General features: G+C 64.7%; 15 protein-coding genes and 1 pseudogene. 9 read left to right on the top strand and 7 right to left on the bottom strand.

Annotation, left to right across the window (positions count from 1 at the left end):
• Window positions 1-185: 185 nt before the first annotated feature.
• The 4 genes from HWX31_RS21560 (at window position 186) to HWX31_RS21545 (ending at window position 4,732) form a co-directional block, all read left to right on the top strand.
• Complete coding sequence (locus tag HWX31_RS21560) at window positions 186-2,915, top strand: P-loop NTPase fold protein (protein WP_174963927.1); 2,730 nt, start codon at window positions 186-188, stop codon at window positions 2,913-2,915.
• Window positions 2,916-2,941: 26 nt separating this feature from the next.
• Window positions 2,942-3,481 carry a GNAT family N-acetyltransferase gene (locus tag HWX31_RS21555; RefSeq protein WP_174963926.1) on the top strand — a complete coding sequence of 180 codons (540 nt, stop codon included), beginning with the start codon at window positions 2,942-2,944 and terminating at the stop codon, window positions 3,479-3,481.
• Between the two features lie 113 nt (window positions 3,482-3,594).
• On the top strand, window positions 3,595-4,056 hold the full coding sequence (locus HWX31_RS21550; RefSeq protein ID WP_174963925.1) for a GNAT family N-acetyltransferase: 462 nt from the start codon (window positions 3,595-3,597) through the stop codon (window positions 4,054-4,056).
• Window positions 4,057-4,120: 64 nt separating this feature from the next.
• Complete coding sequence (locus tag HWX31_RS21545) at window positions 4,121-4,732, top strand: alpha/beta fold hydrolase (protein ID WP_174963924.1); 612 nt, start codon at window positions 4,121-4,123, stop codon at window positions 4,730-4,732.
• Between the two features lie 18 nt (window positions 4,733-4,750).
• Here HWX31_RS21545 and HWX31_RS21540 read toward each other — a convergent pair whose 3' ends face one another.
• Window positions 4,751-6,073, bottom strand: a complete 1,323-nt coding sequence (locus HWX31_RS21540; RefSeq protein WP_174963923.1) for an ATP-binding protein — start codon at window positions 6,071-6,073, stop codon at window positions 4,751-4,753.
• Entirely contained in the window at window positions 6,070-6,810 is a 741-nt protein-coding gene (locus HWX31_RS21535) for a response regulator (RefSeq protein WP_042588636.1), read from the bottom strand. Before HWX31_RS21535 ends, HWX31_RS21540 begins: the two co-directional genes overlap by 4 nt.
• A 249-nt stretch (window positions 6,811-7,059) precedes the next feature.
• Here HWX31_RS21535 and HWX31_RS21530 point away from each other — a divergent pair, with 249 nt between their 5' ends.
• Window positions 7,060-7,659 (top strand): thioredoxin family protein, encoded by a 600-nt coding sequence (locus HWX31_RS21530; RefSeq protein WP_174963950.1) that lies wholly within the window; start codon window positions 7,060-7,062, stop codon window positions 7,657-7,659.
• A 460-nt stretch (window positions 7,660-8,119) separates the two neighbouring features.
• Here HWX31_RS21530 and HWX31_RS21525 read toward each other — a convergent pair whose 3' ends face one another.
• Window positions 8,120-8,947, bottom strand: coding sequence for a DUF7687 domain-containing protein (locus HWX31_RS21525; RefSeq protein ID WP_174963922.1), 828 nt, complete (start codon window positions 8,945-8,947; stop codon window positions 8,120-8,122).
• Window positions 8,948-8,980: 33 nt separating this feature from the next.
• Here HWX31_RS21525 and HWX31_RS21520 point away from each other — a divergent pair, with 33 nt between their 5' ends.
• Window positions 8,981-9,937, top strand: a complete 957-nt coding sequence (locus HWX31_RS21520; RefSeq protein ID WP_244143797.1) for a DNA adenine methylase — start codon at window positions 8,981-8,983, stop codon at window positions 9,935-9,937.
• Between the two features lie 46 nt (window positions 9,938-9,983).
• Here the strand turns inward: HWX31_RS21520 and HWX31_RS21515 are convergent, their stop codons facing one another.
• Window positions 9,984-10,190 carry a hypothetical protein gene (locus tag HWX31_RS21515; protein WP_174963921.1) on the bottom strand — a complete coding sequence of 69 codons (207 nt, stop codon included), beginning with the start codon at window positions 10,188-10,190 and terminating at the stop codon, window positions 9,984-9,986.
• A 44-nt stretch (window positions 10,191-10,234) separates the two neighbouring features.
• Between HWX31_RS21515 and HWX31_RS21510 the strand changes: the two are divergent.
• Window positions 10,235-10,468 (top strand): annotated as a pseudogene (locus tag HWX31_RS21510) (transposase); the annotation flags it as partial.
• A 136-nt stretch (window positions 10,469-10,604) separates the two neighbouring features.
• On the opposite strand, the gene HWX31_RS21505 reads toward HWX31_RS21510, so the two are convergent.
• Window positions 10,605-11,243 carry an FMN-binding negative transcriptional regulator gene (locus tag HWX31_RS21505; RefSeq protein ID WP_174963920.1) on the bottom strand — a complete coding sequence of 213 codons (639 nt, stop codon included), beginning with the start codon at window positions 11,241-11,243 and terminating at the stop codon, window positions 10,605-10,607.
• A gap of 123 nt (window positions 11,244-11,366) precedes the next feature.
• Between HWX31_RS21505 and pdxR the strand changes: the two genes are divergently transcribed.
• Complete coding sequence (gene pdxR / locus HWX31_RS21500; RefSeq protein ID WP_174963919.1) at window positions 11,367-12,899, top strand: MocR-like pyridoxine biosynthesis transcription factor PdxR; 1,533 nt, start codon at window positions 11,367-11,369, stop codon at window positions 12,897-12,899.
• A gap of 194 nt (window positions 12,900-13,093) precedes the next feature.
• Entirely contained in the window at window positions 13,094-15,328 is a 2,235-nt protein-coding gene (locus HWX31_RS21495) for a penicillin-binding protein 1A (protein ID WP_244143796.1), read from the top strand.
• A gap of 7 nt (window positions 15,329-15,335) precedes the next feature.
• Here the strand turns inward: HWX31_RS21495 and HWX31_RS21490 are convergent, their stop codons facing one another.
• A complete protein-coding gene (locus tag HWX31_RS21490; RefSeq protein ID WP_174963918.1) occupies window positions 15,336-17,228 on the bottom strand; it encodes a WG repeat-containing protein in 1,893 nt (630 codons plus the stop codon).
• An 89-nt stretch (window positions 17,229-17,317) separates the two neighbouring features.
• Window positions 17,318-18,418 (bottom strand): adenosine deaminase, encoded by a 1,101-nt coding sequence (add, locus tag HWX31_RS21485; RefSeq protein ID WP_174963917.1) that lies wholly within the window; start codon window positions 18,416-18,418, stop codon window positions 17,318-17,320.
• Window positions 18,419-18,439 lie beyond the last annotated feature (21 nt).

The following is an 18,439-nucleotide window of genomic DNA, read 5'->3' as shown; positions in this document are numbered from 1 at the left end:
GCCATCCGCCGATAACGTTTACCGCAAGAAATGACGGGTTTCGGCGGACGCGGTGTCGAGTACACTGGCTGGCTCGTCGATACGTCCTCGATACGTCCATTACGCATCGAATAAAAGCGGGCATTAAGCCGCGCGTCGATGCTCATACCAATCAATCAAGACCGCACGTTCACGCTGGAGCCGACATGCCGCAACTTCTGGCTGATATTCCCGCAGGAAAGAACGCGATCCAGGGGCCGCACCATCGCATCGCCGCGACCATCGCGACGCTGATCAGGAGTTGCAACGGAGGCCAGAGCATCCGACTGGACGGCAACTGGGGCGTCGGCAAGTCGACCGTCGTCCGGCTGCTCGCACACGAGTTCGAATCGCGGCAGGCGAATCCCCCCGGCGTGAACGATCCGGATGTCGTCGTGTTCGAATACGACGCGTGGGTGCATACGGGCGACCCGCTGCGGCGCGCGTTCTTCGAAGCACTGGTCGCAAAATTGCGCGGACGATGGATTCCCGATCTCCAGTTGCACGACGAAGCCGACGAATGGACCGAGCGGATCGAGTTCCTGGCGAAGCGGCTCAAGAAAACGTCGAAGCGCAGCGAGCTCGTCTTCAACGACAGCGACCAGACGATCATTACGTCGCTGCTCTGCGTCGGGCTGGTCGCGCCGCTGCTGAATTCCGCGATCTCGTCGCTGGCGCAGGGCAAGGGCTTCTTTGCTTCCGTCGCATGGGCCGCCGTGCTGGGCTTCGGGGCTTACAAGCTGCTGCGGCCGCTGACCGGCCGCACGCTGAGTCTCTTTCTGCGACGGCAACCGGACCGCGAAACCGTGACGGTAACCGAAGCCGGGGAACCGACGTCGCTTGAATTCCAGAGCGCTTTTCTCGCGCTGCTCGGCTCGGTATTGGGCAATCCCGCACGGCCCAATCGCAAGCTGGTGATCGTCGTCGACAACCTCGATCGCGTGGACGCCGCCGAAGTGCAGGCGACCTGGGCGCTGCTGCGTTCCTTTCTCGACAATCCGACGTTCCGGAAGGAACCGTGGTACGAACGGCTGTGGCTGCTGGTGCCGATGGCGCGGGCCGATCGAGTGAATCCCGATTCGGCGCATGAGAAGAACTATGCACTGGAGAAGGTGTTTCAGGTTCGCTTCACGGTTCCTGACATGACGAAGCACTTCTGGCGATCGTTTTTCGAGGATCGCATGGCTGTCGCGTTCGAAAAGCTGAACAGGAAGAGCCGGGACACCGTCATCAATCTGTATGCGGAAGATCTGGACGCGAGCAAGCTGACGCCGCGCGCGATCATCGGCTATATCAACAGCCTGGTCGCGCTCTATGTCGAACGCGGCCTGCAGGAGGACCAGGAAGGCTCTGACAAGGATGCGATCAGCATCGAAGTGCTGGCCGCCTATCTGCTTTGGGAGCGGGGCTTGAACGCCGACGGCACCGCGTTGGACGTAGCGGACTATATGAAGCGCCTGACGGGCCGCGACGACCTTGAAAAGACGTTCAACGTCATTCGACTCCGCGTGCCGGACCGGAGGCATATCGGCTACCTCAATGCGCAACAGGACCTCGCGGACATCTTCTCCATCGAGTTGACCGATGAAGTGCTTGATCAGCGACTCAGAAAAATCGAGGCGTTCATTGTCGACATGCTAAACGCGGACCAAGAATTGCTGAGCTTCGCGTTGCATCGATGCACCGCGTTTCCCGGCCCTCTTGCCGCATTCGCCCAGACCGCGAGGACATTCATCGATCAAAAGCGCAGCGCCGACGAAGCGCTCAATCAGGTATTCGAAGACATTCTGATCACGCTGGCGGAAAACGCAACGCGGGCCGTCTCGGAATACGAGCGCCTGCCGCTCGCGAACGCGTCCGCAATCAAGTCCATCACGACAGCGCTTTCGTCGTTGCCACAACCGGAGTCCATCGCGCAGGAAATTTGCAGAAAGCTGGACGCTGAAAGCGCAGGAATCTCGTCCCCGTGGACCCTCAACTTGGGCGTCCCTGAGGGCCTTCCCCTTCTTCTCTCGAACACGGTCGTCGCGGACGCGATACTCGATCTTCCTCAGTTGCTCATGCTTCCGCTGAGTTCAGAGTCTTTTGCGTCGCTTGTCAAAATCCTGAACAGAACGGAATATCGTCCGGACGCGCTTGAGAACTGCACGTGCCAAGGTGGCGATACCGAGCTAAGCAGACTTCTGATCAAATTCGCCGATGCGCAATGGAACATGGAATCCCGGCAGATTTTGCACCTGCTCGGCAAGCGAGATCATGACGCATTCCGCAAGGTAGGCGATACAGTCACCGAAGAATTCAAGCAAGCGAGCGGAAGCGACTACCTAGGCACGATTTCGTCCATCGAGTTGCTAGCTTCACTCGTCCGCGCTAATCCCGGACTTGCCAAGCCCCTGATCCGTCCACTCGCAGAAGCGGGATATCTTACGAAATTCATTGGACTCAGCGCACGGCGCTCGGCCGAAAGGAGCGCATGTTTCACCGCAGCATGGCTCGTGCTGTGGTCCTGGAACGATGGCGTCGCGAACGGCCAAACGGAGGATGATGGCTTGCGCCACATTCGCGATTGGCTAGCCAATGCGGCCACGCTGGAAGAGACCGATATCGATTCGATGTGCGACGCATTGGCCAACCTCACTGTATTCGAGACGCTGAACGGGCTGACCGATCACATCGCGTTCGTCCACCGGATACTGGACCGATTGCCGTCGACCTTCCAGTTCAAATACCACTCGTTTTACGACGAAGGCAGCAAGCAAGAGCAAGCTGAACGCTTTGCCGCAGAGACATTCGCGAACGAATCGCTCCGCGCTTATTTCCTGGAATCCTATTCCCGGCACCAACGTGACAAATCAACGAACGTCGCCGACAGGGAAGACAGCGCACAGGTCGAATGATCTGCCCGGCACGAAGATGCTCCACCATGCAAATCGATACGCCGCCCCGATTGCCCTGTCCGGGCCTGTCGCTCCGCCAGCTCGCTCGCCCGGACCTCGACGCGTGGTACGCGTATCTGTCGAACCCTGACGTCGTCCGGCACACGAGCTGGAACCTGCGCTCGCGCGACGATCTGCTGCCGCTGTTCGACGGCTTCGAATCGCCGGACCCGGACTCGATCCGGCGCCTCGCGATCGTCGACGACAACGCCGGCGGCGCGCTCATCGGGACGATCGGGCTGCACACCGTTTCCGACGTGAACCGCTCGGCGGAAATCGCCTACGATCTCGCGCCGTCGCATTGGGGGCGCGGCATCGCGAGCGCGGCATGCGCGGCCGTCACTGAATGGGCGTTCGCCGAGTACGGCTTCGTGCGAATCCAGGGCGTCGTCCTCGCGACCAACGCGCGCTCGGCGCGCGTGCTGCAGAAGTGCGGCTTCCGCTACGAAGGACTGTTGCGCGCGTATCGCATGGTCCGCGGCACGCCCGGCGATTTCGCGATGTACGCACGCGTCGCGACCGACTGACGCGCGGCGCCCGCCGACCATTGGACGGCCCGCACCGATCTCACGGCCGGATGGGCTGGCCAGGCATCGAACCGGCATAACAATGGCCAACGGACACACATTGAGAGAACACGATGCACATTGATCACCTGCTACGCCATCCTGAACTTGTTCCAACTATTGCGGCATGGCACGACGAACAATTTGGTTACCTGAATCCCGTCGTCACGCTTGAACAACGGGTGGCGCGCCTTAGCCAACTTACCGACGATTCGTTACCCTTGACGCTTTTGGCGTTGTCGGACCATGGCGAAGCACAAGGAACCGCCAGTCTGGTTCAGAGTACGTTGACGCACCAACATCTTGGCCCCTGGTTATCCGCGGTGTTCGTTCCGCCCGCCCATCGCGGCAAAGGCATCGCTTCGGCATTGTCGATGCGAGCGCGTATCGAAGCATCGCGTATGGGGCACCGCAAGATTTTCCTGTTTACGCCCCGCAATGAGTCCCTGTACGCGCGCCTTGGTTGGCGAACCATGGACACGGCGCAGATTGGCGTCACTTCTGTCGTCGTGATGGAGGCAGACACCGGCGCCTGATGGACAGAGCGAACGACGCCCGCGCAGCCCTCACATCACTTCAATCATCGGAGATCAAACCGACATGCCGATTCCATCGCAACTGCTTTTCCTGCCGGGCGCCTCGGGCAGCACCGCGTTCTGGCAGCCGCTGATCGACAACCTGACGCATCCCGCCGAGCGGCGCATCGTCGCCTATCCCGGCTTCGGCGACGAGCCCGCCGATCCGGACGTCCGCGACTTCGACGGCCTCGTGCGGCGCGTGCTGCGGCACATCGACCGGCCCACCGCGCTGATCGCGCAGTCGATGGGCGGCGTGATCGCGCTGCGCGCGGCGCTCGACCGGCCCGAGCGGGTCACGCACCTGGTGCTGACGGTCACGTCCGGGGGCCTCGACATGCAGGGTCTCGGCGCGCAGGATTGGCGCACCGGATTCGTCGCGGCGAATCCGCACCTGCCCGACTGGTTCGTATCGTTTCGCGCCGACTTGTCGGCGGAGCTGGGCCGGGTGGCGCAGCCGACGCTGCTGCTATGGGGCGACGCGGACCCGATCAGCCCGGTCGCGGCCGGCCACCGCCTGCTCGAACGGCTGCCCGATGCGCGGCTGCACGTCGTGCCGGGCGGCCAGCATGATCTCGCCGCCGTGCATGCGCGCGCGCTCGCGCCGCTCGTCGATGCGCATCTGCCGCGGATCTGATCCGCTCAACGGCCCGCCCTAGCCCGCGAGATTGCGCAACGTCAGCCGCGCCTCGAGCCCGCCTTCCGGCCGGTTCGCCAGCGTCAGCACGCCGCCCATCGCGAGCGCGAGCTGCCGCGCGATCGCGAGGCCGAGCCCCGTGCCGCCCGTCTCGCGATTGCGCGACGTCTCGACGCGCCGGAACGGTTCGAACACCGCGTCGAGTTGATCGTCCGGAATGCCGGGTCCGCGGTCCAGCACCGCGATGACCGCGCCGCCGTCGGGGGCTACCGTCACGTCGATCTCGGCCGCACCGGAGAACTTCAGCGCGTTGTCGACGAGATTGCCGACGATGCGGCGCAGCGCCTTCGGCCGAGTGACGAGCGCGATCGGCGCGCGGCTGTGCAGCGTGACGGCCTGCCCCGCGTCCGCGTAGTCGCACACGATGCTGTCGAGCAGCGCATCGAGGTCGGTGCGCCGCGCGGCTTCCTCGGTGCCGTGCAAAGTCTTCGCATACGCGACGCCCTCCTTCACGAGATGCTCCATCTCGATCAGATCCTGGCGCAGCTTCGCGCCTTGCGCGTCGTCGTCCATCACGTCGACGCGCAGCCGCATCCGCGTGATCGGCGTCTGCAGGTCGTGCGAGATCGACGCGAGGATCTGCATGCGCTCCGCCATGTACTGCGCGATGCGGTCCTGCATCGCATTGAACGCGCGCGCCGCGCGCGCGACCTCGGACGGGCCGTCCTCGCTCAGGCGCTCCGCCTTCAGGTCCGGGCCGAGCGCATCGGCGGCCTGCGCGAGCTGCTTGAGCGGCCGCGTCGCGAGCCGCACCGCGAGCCAGCAGCACGCGGCCAGCACCGCGAGCTGCAGCGCGAGCACGAACGGCAGCCAGCCCGACAGCGGCACCGTCGACATCGGATGGATGTCGATCGTCAGCGGCGACCCGTCGGTCAGGCGCAGATGCACCTGCAGATGCTCGCGATCGCCGGGCATCGCGTTCGCGGTCAACGGGTACTCGCCGCCGATGCCGTCCGAGATCGACCGCTCGACGCGCGCCGACAGCCGCGCCTGCGGCGGCGTGCCGGTCTCGCCCGGCCCGAGGATGAACTGATAGCTGCGCCGCGCGAGCCGCGGCAGCCATTCGGTGCGCTCGGCGGGCGGCAGATGGTCGAGCAGCGCCACCGAGCTCGCGACTTCGCGTTCGATGTACCCCATCATCAGGTTGGTGGTGGCTTGGTCGCGCTCTGTCAGCGTCAGCCAGAACGACAGCGTCTGCGCGAGCGCGAGGCCCACGCACAGAATCAGCGCGAGCCGCGCGAACAGCGTGCGCGGCCATCGCCCTATCGCGCGCGGCGTCATGACGTGCCTTCGATGACGGTCACCGCCGCCGAGAACACATAGCCCTCGTTGCGCAGCGTCTTGATGTAGCGCGGCTCGCGCGCGCCGTCGCGCAGGCGCTGCCGCAGGCGGCTCACGAGCAGGTCGATCGAGCGGTCGAACGGATCGGACTGCCGCCCCTGCGTCAGGTTGAGCAGCTGGTCGCGGGTCAGCACCCGCTGCGGATGATCGAGGAACACCCGCAGCAGCCGGTACTCCGCGCCGCTCAGCGCGACCAGCGTGCCTTCCGCGTCGAGCAGGTGCCGCCCGGTCGTATCGAGCCGCCATTCGCCGAAGCCGAGCATCCCGGCCGCTTCCGTCACCTGCATGCCGGGCGGCAGCATCCGCGTGCGCCGCAGCACCGAGCGGATTCGCGCCAGCAGCTCGCGCACCGCGAACGGCTTCGCGAGATAGTCGTCGGCGCCCATCTCGAGGCCGACGATGCGGTCGGTTTCCTCGCCGCGTGCGGTCAGCATCAGCACCGGCACCGCGCGGAACTTGCCGACGCGCAGCTCGCGGCACAGCACGAGGCCGTCCTCGCCCGGCATCATCAGGTCCAGCACGATCAGGTCGGGGGCGCCGCTGTCGAGCACCGCGCGCATCTCGCGGCCGTTCGCGGCCAGCGACACGCGCATGCCGTTCTTTTCGAGGTAGTCGGCGATCAGTTCGCGAATGCCGCGATCGTCGTCGACGATCAGTACGTGGTCGGTCTTGTCCATGAAGGCGATCGAGTGTGCGGCGCGTGCCGCGGGATTCCGGATGGGCGATGTCCGTTTTATACCGCAAGTCGCGCGCCGGTTTGTATCCCCGTGTATCCGGCCCGGCCGCGGATACATGACATTGCAAACAGGCGGGGTGGCGGACACATGCCGGATACGGCCGCACGGCCCAATACGGTCTGTCGAAACCCGAACGACCGCGGCGGCCCGCACGTGCCGGCCGCGGCCCCGATCCACGGAGGATGCCCCATGTTCAGCCGATTCAAGACCGCCGCCGCCGTTACCGCCTTCGCCGCCGCCGCCGCATTCGCGGCGTTCGCCGAGACGCGCGGCCAGACCGTCCCGCCAATGGCGGAAGCCGGCGCGCCGGCGCCCGAGCTCGCCGGCATCGAGCGCTGGCACAACAGCGCGCCGCTGACGCTCGGGCAGTTGCGCGGCAAGGTCGTGCTCGTCGATTTCTGGACGTATTCGTGCATCAACTGCATTCATACGATTCCGTATGTCAACGATTGGTATCGCAAGTACCGGGATCAGGGGCTGGTCGTGATCGGCGTGCATACGCCCGAGTATTCGTTCGAGCGCGATGCGCGCAATGTCGCGGATGCATTGGGCCGCTTCGGCATCCACTATCCGGTTGCGCAGGATAACCGCTATGACACGTGGAATGCGTACGGGAATCGCTACTGGCCTGCGTTGTATCTGATCGATGGGAATGGAAAGATCGTTTACACACGCTTTGGTGAAGGGGGGTATGACAAGACAGAAGCGGCGATTCGGGATGCGCTGGCGCGGACGGTGAAAACGGCGCCGATGGCGCAAAACCCGCAGGGGGTATCGCGGACGCAGTAGCCGCTGTTCGCGCCATCCGAGCTGCGGCGCGCCGGCGGGACGCCAAGCGCGCGCTTCGACGCGCGCCTCGACATCATAATCCGCAGGTCAGTCTGTCTGCCTAGGAACCGGTTAGCCAGCGCCACAGCCGACAGCGGCGGAGAGGCCTGTTGCGCGGTCCCACCGGCCTATCAAGCAGCTATGCTGAGTCGCCGTCACGCTGGCATGGATACCTCCTCACGCTGGCATGGATTGTTTCGCAGCGAACTCGATATCGAGACTACCCAACTCCAACTCGCGCATGGCTCAATCTACAGTGCATTCACCGGAACCATCCTCCGCACCGAGTTCGTCCAGGTACGCGCAGCCTCGTACGCACACATCGCACCAACGACGGTAAGGTTTCAGCGAATCACTCTTATTATCGCCATCAAAAAATCCGGCCCTCTGGTTGGATTTTTTATTTCATAAATCAATAAAATCAACCCCAATTCTTAACAATATGTGGAATTCTGGTCACCGCCTCTCTGCCGAAAATCACTTCATCAACCAAACCCATATTTATCATGTCAATCATTCGACATAGATACGATCTACCGTCTTCCCACCAAGTTTTATACGCGTCCACGAATAGGTAATGCTTGACATCGACTCCCTCGTTATCGTATAGCTCTTGAAGCTCAGTGCCGTCCAGCAGGGTTTCGTAGACACCATCAGCTACCCGACTACCGAAAGTAGTGGTGTAATAATATTCTTTAATTTCCCAGATTGCTTTGGGATTAACAGTGCTTGGATATGCACCGTCCACTCTGCGAGACAAGGTGCGCAGCGGTTCGCTATCTCTGGTGATAACAGTAAGTGCTCGCGGGTCAAAATCGCAACCAGATCTACCCGTTGATTCGTCAATCAGAATATTAACAATGCCCGTGAAGAAATTATAGTCCTTCATGACTCCAGATTGCTTATTCAAGGGAATAGGGCAAGTTGGGTTGTATTTTCCCTTAAGGTCGTAGAAAAGAGCCTTTGCTTGTTCCAAGTTCATGAGGTTCTGCCGAACCTCATTGGTCAAAACATCCGAACGGTATTCCGAGTACTTGATCAAATCTATCGCCTCTTGGCTCGGATTCGCAAGTGTTCCCATCCAGTCAACGGAAAGACCGTCAGCCAAGAGAGCTTGCCGCACTTCGAGCAAGGTGAACCGCTTAATCGTCTTGGTCCTCCTATCCGTGTACCCGACAAGCTGGCTGATCAGCTTCACTTGTGCCCAAAATTTTCGGTCTTTGGTAGCATACGTCGGGTTGGCTTGCATAGAGTGAACTGTGACGGAAAAAAGTACGCTAGTATGACGCCCAGTCCACCAGAAAGCCAGCCCAGCCCCATGCAGTCTCTCCCCGTTACAGCTGAACTCTTCGCACATGAAGACCTCGCCCCTGTTTCGTCAGTGCCTGCCCCGTCACACTCGGTCAAGCCGTTCAAGGGGCAACTGCTGAAATGGGTAGGGAACAAACAGCGGTTCGCCCACGAGATCATTTCCTACTTTCCCAAGAGCTACGGAACTTACTTTGAACCGTTTCTTGGTAGTGGTGCTGTTTTGGGAACTCTTGCACCGACAAACGCTGTCGGTTCGGATGTTTTTGAACCGCTAATGCAAATCTGGCACGCTCTTAAATATGAGCCCACCACTCTGATCGATTGGTATAAAAATCGACATGAATTGATTTCCAACAACAAGGAAGAAGTTTATTCAACCGTTCTTGATAGCTACAACAAAAACCCAAATGGGGCAGATTTCGTATTCTTGACCCGTACTTGTTATGGCGGCGTTGTCAGATTCAGAAAGAATGACGGCTATATGTCTACCCCTTGCGGCCCTCACAAACCTATGCCGCCAGAAAAGTTTGCAATGCGTGTGCGTGAGTGGCACGAACGGACTCATCATGTCCAATTCATTCACCAAGATTACAAATCTGCATTTCAGGCCGCAAAAGCTGGCGACTTGATTTATTGCGACCCCCCTTATAGTCATAGCCAAGCAATCCTGTACGGTGCGCAAGATTTTTCCTTGCAAGAACTTTTCGACATGATTGCTCACGCAAAAAAGCGAGGAGTTTATGTCGCACTCAGTATTGACGGCTCAAAGCAGACCAACGATTGTTTATTGCATTTGAATATTCCTCATGGTGTTTTTGAAGAAGAAGCTTATGTGAATTGCGGCCGATCAATGCTGAAACGCTTTCAAATGGAAGGGGAGACATTGGAAAATCACATAGTAACTGATCGATTGCTTTTGACCTACTGATATTGATAGGCCTTACTGCCCCCCTTCTGGGGCTTTTTTAGGCTCTTCACAGATTAGCGTGAAAGCAGCCCCAAATGGAAAGCAGTGCCCGAAGGAATAGACTGGTTGCGCGACCAATCAGACGATTCCAACGACCACCGCTTTCATGGCCGATCATAAACTCGACCTCCCGTTCCGGGAAGGTTTCAGCGTTTCCGAACTCGAGCGCACGCGCAGCGTGACGCACATCACCTTGCTGCCGCAGGTCGGCCATCCCGCGCAACGCTCGGGCTGCGGCCGCAATAGCGAGCGCGTGCACGAACACGGCTGGCGCAGGCTCGGGCGAGCGGCACCGAACCGCTCCAGCGCTTTGCTAACAAACTGGCCGCGTACTGGCACGGCATCCTCTCGCGGGTGCGCTGGCCGATGCACACCGGCCAGCTCGAAGGCATCAACAACTGCATCAAAGTCATAAAGCGTATGGCCTATGGTTCCCGCAACAGCGCCTACTTCCTTCTCAAGATCAAGGCTGCCTATCCCGGTAATCCGTGAAGAACCTTTTCCTTTACCGGCCCCTTGCAGTGCAAATTTGGTGCAGGTCGAAACTGGCCCGAAATTCACACCGAGCCGCGAAATCACCAGCCAGCCCGACGAGAATGCGCCGATAACATCGAGCGTTTCCTCCGCCCTACCCCCGCTCCCCCCCAACCTCCCCAAGCATCGCCTCCCCAATCACCCTTTCCCCCCGCGCGACCAACGCCTCCCCCGCCCCGCGAATATCCTCCACCGCCTTGTTCTGCCCCAGCTTCCGCTTCCCCACCAGCCGCGTGATCTCGATCTGCAGCCCGACGATCGATTGCAGCATCGTATCGATATAGTCCTGCGGCGCATCCCCCATCTTCCACGGCTCGGGCAGCGCCGCTTCATGCGTACGCGTCAGCCGCGCGACCACGCCGCGCACGAAGCGCTCGTCGTCGCGCACCGTGACGCGCCCGTGCGCATGCACGGCGACGTAATTCCACGTCGGCACCTGCCGGTGCGTCGCGTGCTTGCTCGGATACCAGCTCGGCGAGATATACGCATCGCCCCCACGGAAAATCACCAGCACCTCGTCACCGTCAGCGACGTCCTGCCAGACCGGATTCGCGCGCGCGACGTGCGCATGCAGCTCGCCGAGCCCGCCGTCGCCGGCGATCAGCTCGAACGGCAGGTGGTTCGCGTCGAGCCCGCCCCTGCCGTGCGTGACCAGGCTGCCGAACGGATGCTGCGCGATCAGCGCGTGCAGCGTCTCGATGCGGGGTTCGTCGAAATGGGCTGGGACGTACATGGCGGCTCCACGGTCGGGTAAAGGTCCAGAGGCTCACGGGATCGCCCCGTGACGCCCCGATTGTGGCCGCAAACTGGTTTATGCTGTAGAGCCGGTTTGACACAATTTCAGCGAACCAGAATCATGGCGCGAACCACCCGCCACATCGAAATCCCGTCGCTCGGCGCGCTGGACCGCGCCGCCGGCAACCTGAGCCGCCAGCTTGCGCAGGCGCTGCGCGACGCGGTCCACAACGGCGACATCCGGCCGGGTGACGCGTTGCCGTCCACGCGCCTGCTCGCGGCGGCGCTGCGGATCGCGCGCGGGACCGTGGTCGATGCCTATGCGCAACTGGTCGCCGAGGGCTTCCTGGAATCGCGCGGCGGCGCGGATACGCGCGTCGCACAGGCGCTGGCCGAGCCGCCACCGCTCGCCGCCGCACCGGCCGCCGCAACCGCACGCCGGCGCCCGGCCCGCGCCGACCGCCCGCGCGGCCTGCCCGATCCGGCGGCAACGTTCGCGCGGATCGCACAGGAGTTCAGCCCGCTGCCGGCGGTACCGTTCGCGATCTCGGTGCCCGTCGGCCCGACGGCGCCCGACGACATCTGGCGCCGGCTCGGCAACCGGCTGCGCGCGCGGGGCGCGGGCGCGCCGTCCGGCTACGCCGATCCGCTCGGCGCGTTGCCGCTGCGCGAAGCGATCGCCGACCATGTGCGCAAGTCGCGCTCGGTGCGCTGCGAACCCGGCCAGGTCATGATCACGAGCGGCACGCAGCAAGGGCTCCATCTCGCGTGCCAGGTGCTGCTCGGCGCGCATGACCAGACCTGGGTCGAGAACCCCGCGTACCGAGGCATCACCGCACTGCTGGAAAGCACCGGCCGGCGCGACGCGATGGTACGCGTGCCGGTCGACGCGGACGGCATCGACGTCGAGGCCGGCATCCGGATGGCGCCGCACGCGCGGGCCGCGTTCGTCACGCCGTCGCACCAGTACCCGCTCGGGATGCCGATGAGCATGGCGCGTCGCAACGCGCTGCTCGCATGGGCGCGCGCGAACCACGCGTGGATCGTCGAGGACGACTACGACAGCGAGCTGCGCTACGAGGGCTATCCGTTTCCTTCGCTGCACGGGCTCGATCCCGAGCGCGTGATCTATCTCGGCACGTTCAGCAAGATCCTGTTCCCGTCGCTGCGGCTCGGCTACGTGATCGCGCCCGACGACCTGGTCGCCGCGTTCTGCGGCGCACGCGTGCTGATGGATCGCCACGCGCCGACCTCGGACCAGCACGTGCTCGCGGCGTTCATCGCGCAAGGCCATCTCGACCGCCACATCCGCCGTGTACGCGGCGTCTACGCGGACCATCGCGCGCAACTGATCGACACGCTCGGCGCGCGGCTGCCGAGCGCGCTCGCGTGGCTGCAGCCGGGCGATCAGGGAATGCACGTCGTGCTGTGGCTCGCCGCGCATCTCGACGATCGCGAGGTCGTCGCGCGGGCGGCCGACGCCGGCGTCGCGGTGCGCGCGGTGTCGCCGATGTTCGCGCCGGGCACCGGCCGCCCGGGCCTCGTGCTCGGCTTCGGCGGCTTCGACCGCGCGCAGATGGAAGCCGCCGCGCAACGGCTCGCCGACGTGATCGCCATGGTGGCGACGGCCACCGCACGGCCGTCGAGGCGCTGACCACGGCGGGTGCGGCGCGCGCTCGCGAACGCGGCGATTCGTCAGGCAAATCGCCGTCGATCGGGCGACGAGACGTTGGTGGCGGGAAACAAGTGTAATCGTCTGTAAATCCTGCAAGCGGGAGCCGGTTTTGGCCGGCGGCGCGCCGGTTCCGTTTGCTACGATCGCGCCTTTTCCGCCCGCGCCCCGCCAACGTGAATCGCCGAACCGTGTCGTTTTTCCGCGAGCAGTGCGCAAGGTGGCTCGCCCGCGTCCGGCCGCCGGCTGCCGCCTGCGCTGCCGCCATCCGCTCCGCCCTCGCCGCCGGCTTGCGCCGCCTGCGGCATCCGACGCGGCGCGGCATCGCGCTGACGCTCGCCGCGATGCCCGTGCTGGGGCTGCTGGCGTTGCTCGCGTTCGTACCGTTCACGCCGAGCATCGGCGACATCCGCAAGGCGCGCATCGACCGCCCCGCGCAGGTCATGTCGGCGGACGGCCAGGTGATCGCCGAATTCCGGCCGGTGAACCGCGAATGGGTGCCGCTGTCGCAAATCTCGCCGCACATGGTCGACGCGCTGATCGCGACCGAGGATCGCCGTTTCTACGACCACCACGGCATCGACTGGCGCCGCACGCTCGGCGCCGCGCTGCATACGTTCTCCGGCGACCGCCAGGGCGGCTCGACGATCACGCAGCAGCTCGCGCGCAACCTGTATCCCGACGAAGTCGGCCGCGCGCCGACGCTCACGCGCAAGCTGAAGGAACTGGTGACCGCGTTCAAGATCGAGAGCGTGTACACGAAGGATCAGATCCTCGAGACCTACCTCAACACGGTGCCGTTCCTGTACAACGCATACGGCGTCGAAATGGCCGCGCGTACCTATTTCGACAAGTCGGCCGCCCAGCTCGACATCCTTGAAAGCGCGACGCTCGTCGGCATGCTGAAGGCCAACAGCTATTACAACCCGGTGCTCAACCCCGAGCGCGCGCTGCAGCGGCGCAACACCGTGCTCGGTCAGATGGAGAAGTACGGCAAGCTGCGGCCCGATGCGTATGCGGCGCTGATCCGCCGGCCGCTGCGCGTCGATTTCGAACCGCAGGCCACGTCGCCCGGCCTCGCGCCGCACTTCACCGTGCTGTTGCGCAAATGGCTGATCGCGTGGGCCGACCGCAACAACTACAACATCTACTCGGACGGGCTCGTCGTGCGCACGACGATCGATTCGCGCCTGCAGGAGATCGCCACGCAGGCGGTCGGACGGCAGACGGACCGGCTGCAGGAAATCGCGAACGACGCGTGGCGCGGCCCGAACGGCTGCGGGCTGCGCAACGACTTGTTCCGCAGCTTCATCCGCCAGACGCCCGACTATCGCAGCGCGCGCGATGCCGGCCTGACGGACCCGGTCGCGCTGCGCAGGCTCGGCGCGAATCGCGACTTCATGCGCGCGCTGTGCCGGAGCAAGACGCAGGTACAGGCCGGCTTCGTCGCGCTCGATCCGCGCAACGGCCAGATCCGCGCGTGGGTCGGCAGCCCCGACTTCGGCGACGAACCGTTCGATCACGTGCAGCAGGCGCGCCGCCAGCCGGGCTCGACGTTCAAGCCGTTCGTCTACGGCGCGGCGTTCGCGGACGGCCTGCGGCCGGGCGACACGTTCGTCGACCGCAATGTCGCGATCCCGCTCGACGCTCACTCGGTGTGGCGGCCGACCGACGCGGAACCGCCGACGGGCTTGCCGATGACGCTGCGCGACGCGCTCGCGCATTCGCGCAACCGCATCACCGCGCAGCTGATGCAGCACGAAGGCCCGGCGAAGGTGGTGCGGCTCGCGCGCGCGATGGGCGTGCGCGAGAGTCCGCTCGACGCGGTGCCGTCGCTCGCGCTCGGCACGAGCCCGGTCACGCTGAAGGAGATGGTGTCGGCCTACGGCACGATCGCGAACCGCGGCATGTACGTCGAACCGCAGATCGTCACGCGCATCGAGGATCACGACGGCAAGGTGCTGGCCGCATTCGCGAGCCCGCCGCCGGAACGGGCGCTGCCTGCGAATGCGGCGCTGACGCTCGTCGACGTGATGCGCGACGTCGTCGATCGCGGCACCGGCGCGGACATCCGCTCGCGCTACGGCATTCGCGCCGACGTGGCCGGCAAGACGGGCACGACGCAGGACAGCGCCGACGGCTGGTTCATCCTGATGCATGCGCAGTTGGTGGCCGGCGCGTGGGTCGGCTTCGACGACGGCCACGTGACGCTCGGCAGCGACTACTGGGGCGAAGGCGCGCACAGCGCGCTGCCGATCGTCGGCACGTTCTACGACGCCGCGTTGCGTGCGCGCGTGATCGACCCGCGCGCGCAGCTGTCGCCGGATTTCCGGCCGAGGACCTACACGCCGCCGCCGCCGAAGCGACATCCGCGTCCGGGTCTGTTCGACTGGCTCAGGCTGTTCCGGTAACGCGGCGTCACCGGTGCGTGTCGACTCGGCCGTCCGCGTACAGCCACACCGGCACGCCGTCGTCGCGCAACGCGGCAACCGGCTCGTCGACGCTCCAGCTCTGCGCAAGCTCGACGCGCCGGACGAACCACGGCTGCAGCGCCGCATCCGCTGCGTGCTGCCCTTCGTCGTCGAACAGCGCCGCATCGCCGATCCGCGTATAGCGCGCGGGGTGCAGCACCGTGCCGTCCGCACGGAACACCGCCGCGTGCACGTCGTCGCCGCCTTCCGCGTATCGGCAGGCGAGCCAGCCGTGATCGGCGCCCCAGTACAGGCCCATTACTTCGTCATACTGACCGAGCGCGATCGTCGCGCCGCTGTCGAAGTCGCAGACCGCCAGCGACGCCGGTTCGCCCGGCATCACGCCGACCGCATGGCGCGTGAACAGCTCGGCCGGCACGTCTTCGTCGTCGGGCAGCCACTGGAGCGCACCCGCGTTCGTGAAATCGAACGGCGTCAGCACCCGGCCGTCGCCGTCGACGATCGCGCAGCGCGCGTCGTCGCGTTGCACGATGTAGCGCATCGCGCCGAGTTCGTGCAGCGTCTCCATCCGGTTTATGTCCGCCAACGGCGCCACCCGTGCATAGCGCGGCTCGATGACGACCCGGCCCGTCATGTCGACGAGGCCCGCATGACCGTCCCGCTGCGCGAGGTACGCGTTGCACTCGGCCGACCATTCGAGCGACGTCCATTCCGGCTGCGCGCGCCATTGACCGTCGCGGCCGACGAGCCCCCAGCGATCGCCGTCGCATACCGCCGCGCCGTCGCGCACGAATTCCTGCGCGGCGTCGAAGCGCGGCGGGACGACCCACGCGCCGCGCATGTCGACGAAGCCCCAGCGGCCGTCGACGCTCGCGGATGCGAGCCCGCCGGCGAACCCGCCGAAATCGTCGAGCGACGGTTCGAGCACCCATGCGCCATCCATCCGAACGAGCCCGAACTTGTCGCCGACGCGCACGCACGCAACGTCGTCGTCGAAATCCCACACTTCGTCGAACGTCGGTTCTCGCACGATCTGCGGGCCGTCGTCGTCGTCGAACCGTATCAGCCCGACGCGGCCGTCGCGCGCGGCCCAGATCAGGCTCCGGTCGCGCGCGCCGCTGCGCCACAGGCCCGTCCATTCGGGCGGCAGGACGATCTCCCACGCGTCGCCCGCGTCGCGGCGCGCGCCCCACAACCCATTGCGCGCCCGGAAACTGTAGAGCGCATGGTCGAGATAGTCGCCGTGCACCTCGCCTTCGCCGACGAAGTCCGCGTAGGCGGCGCCACGCGGCGGGTTCTGGCGTCCGAAGTAGACGTGCGACATCCCGCCGAACCCGAAATGCCACGCCCACGCGCCCCAGCCGGACGCTCGCTCGATCTCCAGCGCGTCGCGCACGCCGCGCACGTCGCGAAAGTCCATGCAGTTGGCGACGCGCCACCACAGGCGCGTGCACGCATCGCGCTCGGCATCGATGTAGTCGTTCGGGTCGCCGTCGTCGAACCACGACAGTTCGTCCAGGTTCGCGGACAGCAGCGGCGTACGCTGCGCGTCGCCGAGCGCGTCGATCTGCTCGCCGAGGTGGCGCACGACCGCGTCGAACTGGCGCGCGAGCGCCGGGTCATCGCCCTTCAGCGGATACGCGGCGACGAACGCCGCGAGCCGGCTGATCCGCGCGTGCGCGGCGCGTGCGTCGCTGACGAGGTTCGGCGTGCCCGCATCGCCGAACACGCGCTGGTACGTGATCGCTTCGCCCGCATTGCCGCGGGCGAGCAGCACGCGCCACAGCACCGGAAAGTGGTTGTTGGCCTCCGCGAACTCGATCGTTCGCGCGTCATCTCCCTCGCCTGCCTGGAGGTACAGCCATGCTCGATTGCCCATCGGAATGTTCGTCCCTGTCGTTGTCGTCGGTTCTGCGGCGGACGCGCCGCGCACGCATTATAGGGACCCGTCGCGGCAATCGATCACGCTCAGCCCGCCGCGAGCGTCGCGGCGAGCCGGTCGTACTCCTGCGACCACGTCGCGCGCCACGCGGCCTTCGTTGCGTCGTCGATCCACGCGCCGTCGATCCCGTTCAGCATGAACTGCTTCAGGTCGGCGACCGTGAAGCCGAAATGGCTGAACATCAGTTCCCACGCCTCGCTCGGATCGACCTTGTGCAGCGTCGGATCGTCGGTGTTCGGATGCACTTTCAGCCCGAGGCCCGGCATCCTGCGCAGCGGGTGCAGCTCCGCCCACTCGTCCGGCGGCAAGGTCCGCAGGTAATACGAGTTGGTCGGCACCACCGTGAACACGATCCCGCGCTCCGCATAGCGCGCGCACAGCGCCGGGTTGTCGACGATCGTGTAGCCGTGATCGACCCGGTCGACCTGCAGCAGGTCCACCACGGTCTCGACGTTGCGCCACGGCATGCCGAACTCGCCGGCATGCGCGGTCGTGCGGAACCCGGCCGTGCGCGCATCCCGGTAAGCCTTCCAGAACAGCTCCGGCGGCCGGTCGTTCTCGCGATAGTCGATCCCGAGCCCCGCCACTTCGTCCGCGCGATGCGCCGTCATCCATTCGACGATCGCGACCGCCTCGTCCGGGTCCTGCTCGCGGTCGATGCTCGGAATCAGCCGTGCGCTGACCCCGAAGTCGCGCGCCGCGTCGCGAATCGCCGCGACGATCGCGGCCTGCGCGTCCGGATAGGCGATCTCCGACACCCGTACCGTTCCCGTCGGATTCCAGAAGAATTCGCAGTGGCGGACGTTGTGCGCGGCCGCATCCTGCAGGTATTCGTAGGCGATCCGGTGCAGGTCGTCGGGCCGCTTCAGCAGATACCGGTCCAGCGCACGCAGCACGTGCAGCACGCCAACCGGCCGCTTTCCACGCGCATAGAACGCGTCGATCTCCGCTCGCGCGATCGGCGCGCCGCTGCGATCGGCGAGCTCGACGAACGTGTCGTGGCGCACCGCGCCGAGCAGGTGGCAATGCAGTTCGACCTTCGGCATCGCGTGGAAAAAGGCCCGGTGGGCCGGCATGATCTCGATGCCCGTGCGCGCGGCCGGGACGTTACCTGGTGTTCCCTTCATGTCACTCTCGTTCGGGGTGTT

It is taken from the genome of Burkholderia ubonensis, assembly GCF_902833085.1.
Classification (GTDB): Bacteria; Pseudomonadota; Gammaproteobacteria; order Burkholderiales; family Burkholderiaceae; genus Burkholderia; species Burkholderia ubonensis.
The sequence above is the reverse complement of the archived record's forward strand: the minus strand, read 5'-3'. Positions and strand labels throughout refer to the sequence as shown.

Bases quoted from the DNA above. Each gene is read 5' to 3' on its own strand.
- HWX31_RS21560 (WP_174963927.1), top strand. From the start codon at position 186: ATGCCGCAACTTCTGGCTGATATTCCCGCAGGAAAGAACGCGATCCAG.
- HWX31_RS21555 (WP_174963926.1), top strand. From the start codon at position 2,942: ATGCAAATCGATACGCCGCCCCGATTGCCCTGTCCGGGCCTGTCGCTC.
- HWX31_RS21550 (WP_174963925.1), top strand. From the start codon at position 3,595: ATGCACATTGATCACCTGCTACGCCATCCTGAACTTGTTCCAACTATT.
- HWX31_RS21545 (WP_174963924.1), top strand. From the start codon at position 4,121: ATGCCGATTCCATCGCAACTGCTTTTCCTGCCGGGCGCCTCGGGCAGC.
- HWX31_RS21540 (WP_174963923.1), bottom strand. From the start codon at position 6,073: ATGACGCCGCGCGCGATAGGGCGATGGCCGCGCACGCTGTTCGCGCGG.
- HWX31_RS21535 (WP_042588636.1), bottom strand. From the start codon at position 6,810: ATGGACAAGACCGACCACGTACTGATCGTCGACGACGATCGCGGCATT.
- HWX31_RS21530 (WP_174963950.1), top strand. From the start codon at position 7,060: ATGTTCAGCCGATTCAAGACCGCCGCCGCCGTTACCGCCTTCGCCGCC.
- HWX31_RS21525 (WP_174963922.1), bottom strand. From the start codon at position 8,947: ATGCAAGCCAACCCGACGTATGCTACCAAAGACCGAAAATTTTGGGCA.
- HWX31_RS21520 (WP_244143797.1), top strand. From the start codon at position 8,981: ATGACGCCCAGTCCACCAGAAAGCCAGCCCAGCCCCATGCAGTCTCTC.
- HWX31_RS21515 (WP_174963921.1), bottom strand. From the start codon at position 10,190: ATGGCCGACCTGCGGCAGCAAGGTGATGTGCGTCACGCTGCGCGTGCG.
- HWX31_RS21505 (WP_174963920.1), bottom strand. From the start codon at position 11,243: ATGTACGTCCCAGCCCATTTCGACGAACCCCGCATCGAGACGCTGCAC.
- pdxR (WP_174963919.1), top strand. From the start codon at position 11,367: ATGGCGCGAACCACCCGCCACATCGAAATCCCGTCGCTCGGCGCGCTG.
- HWX31_RS21490 (WP_174963918.1), bottom strand. From the start codon at position 17,228: ATGGGCAATCGAGCATGGCTGTACCTCCAGGCAGGCGAGGGAGATGAC.
- add (WP_174963917.1), bottom strand. From the start codon at position 18,418: ATGAAGGGAACACCAGGTAACGTCCCGGCCGCGCGCACGGGCATCGAG.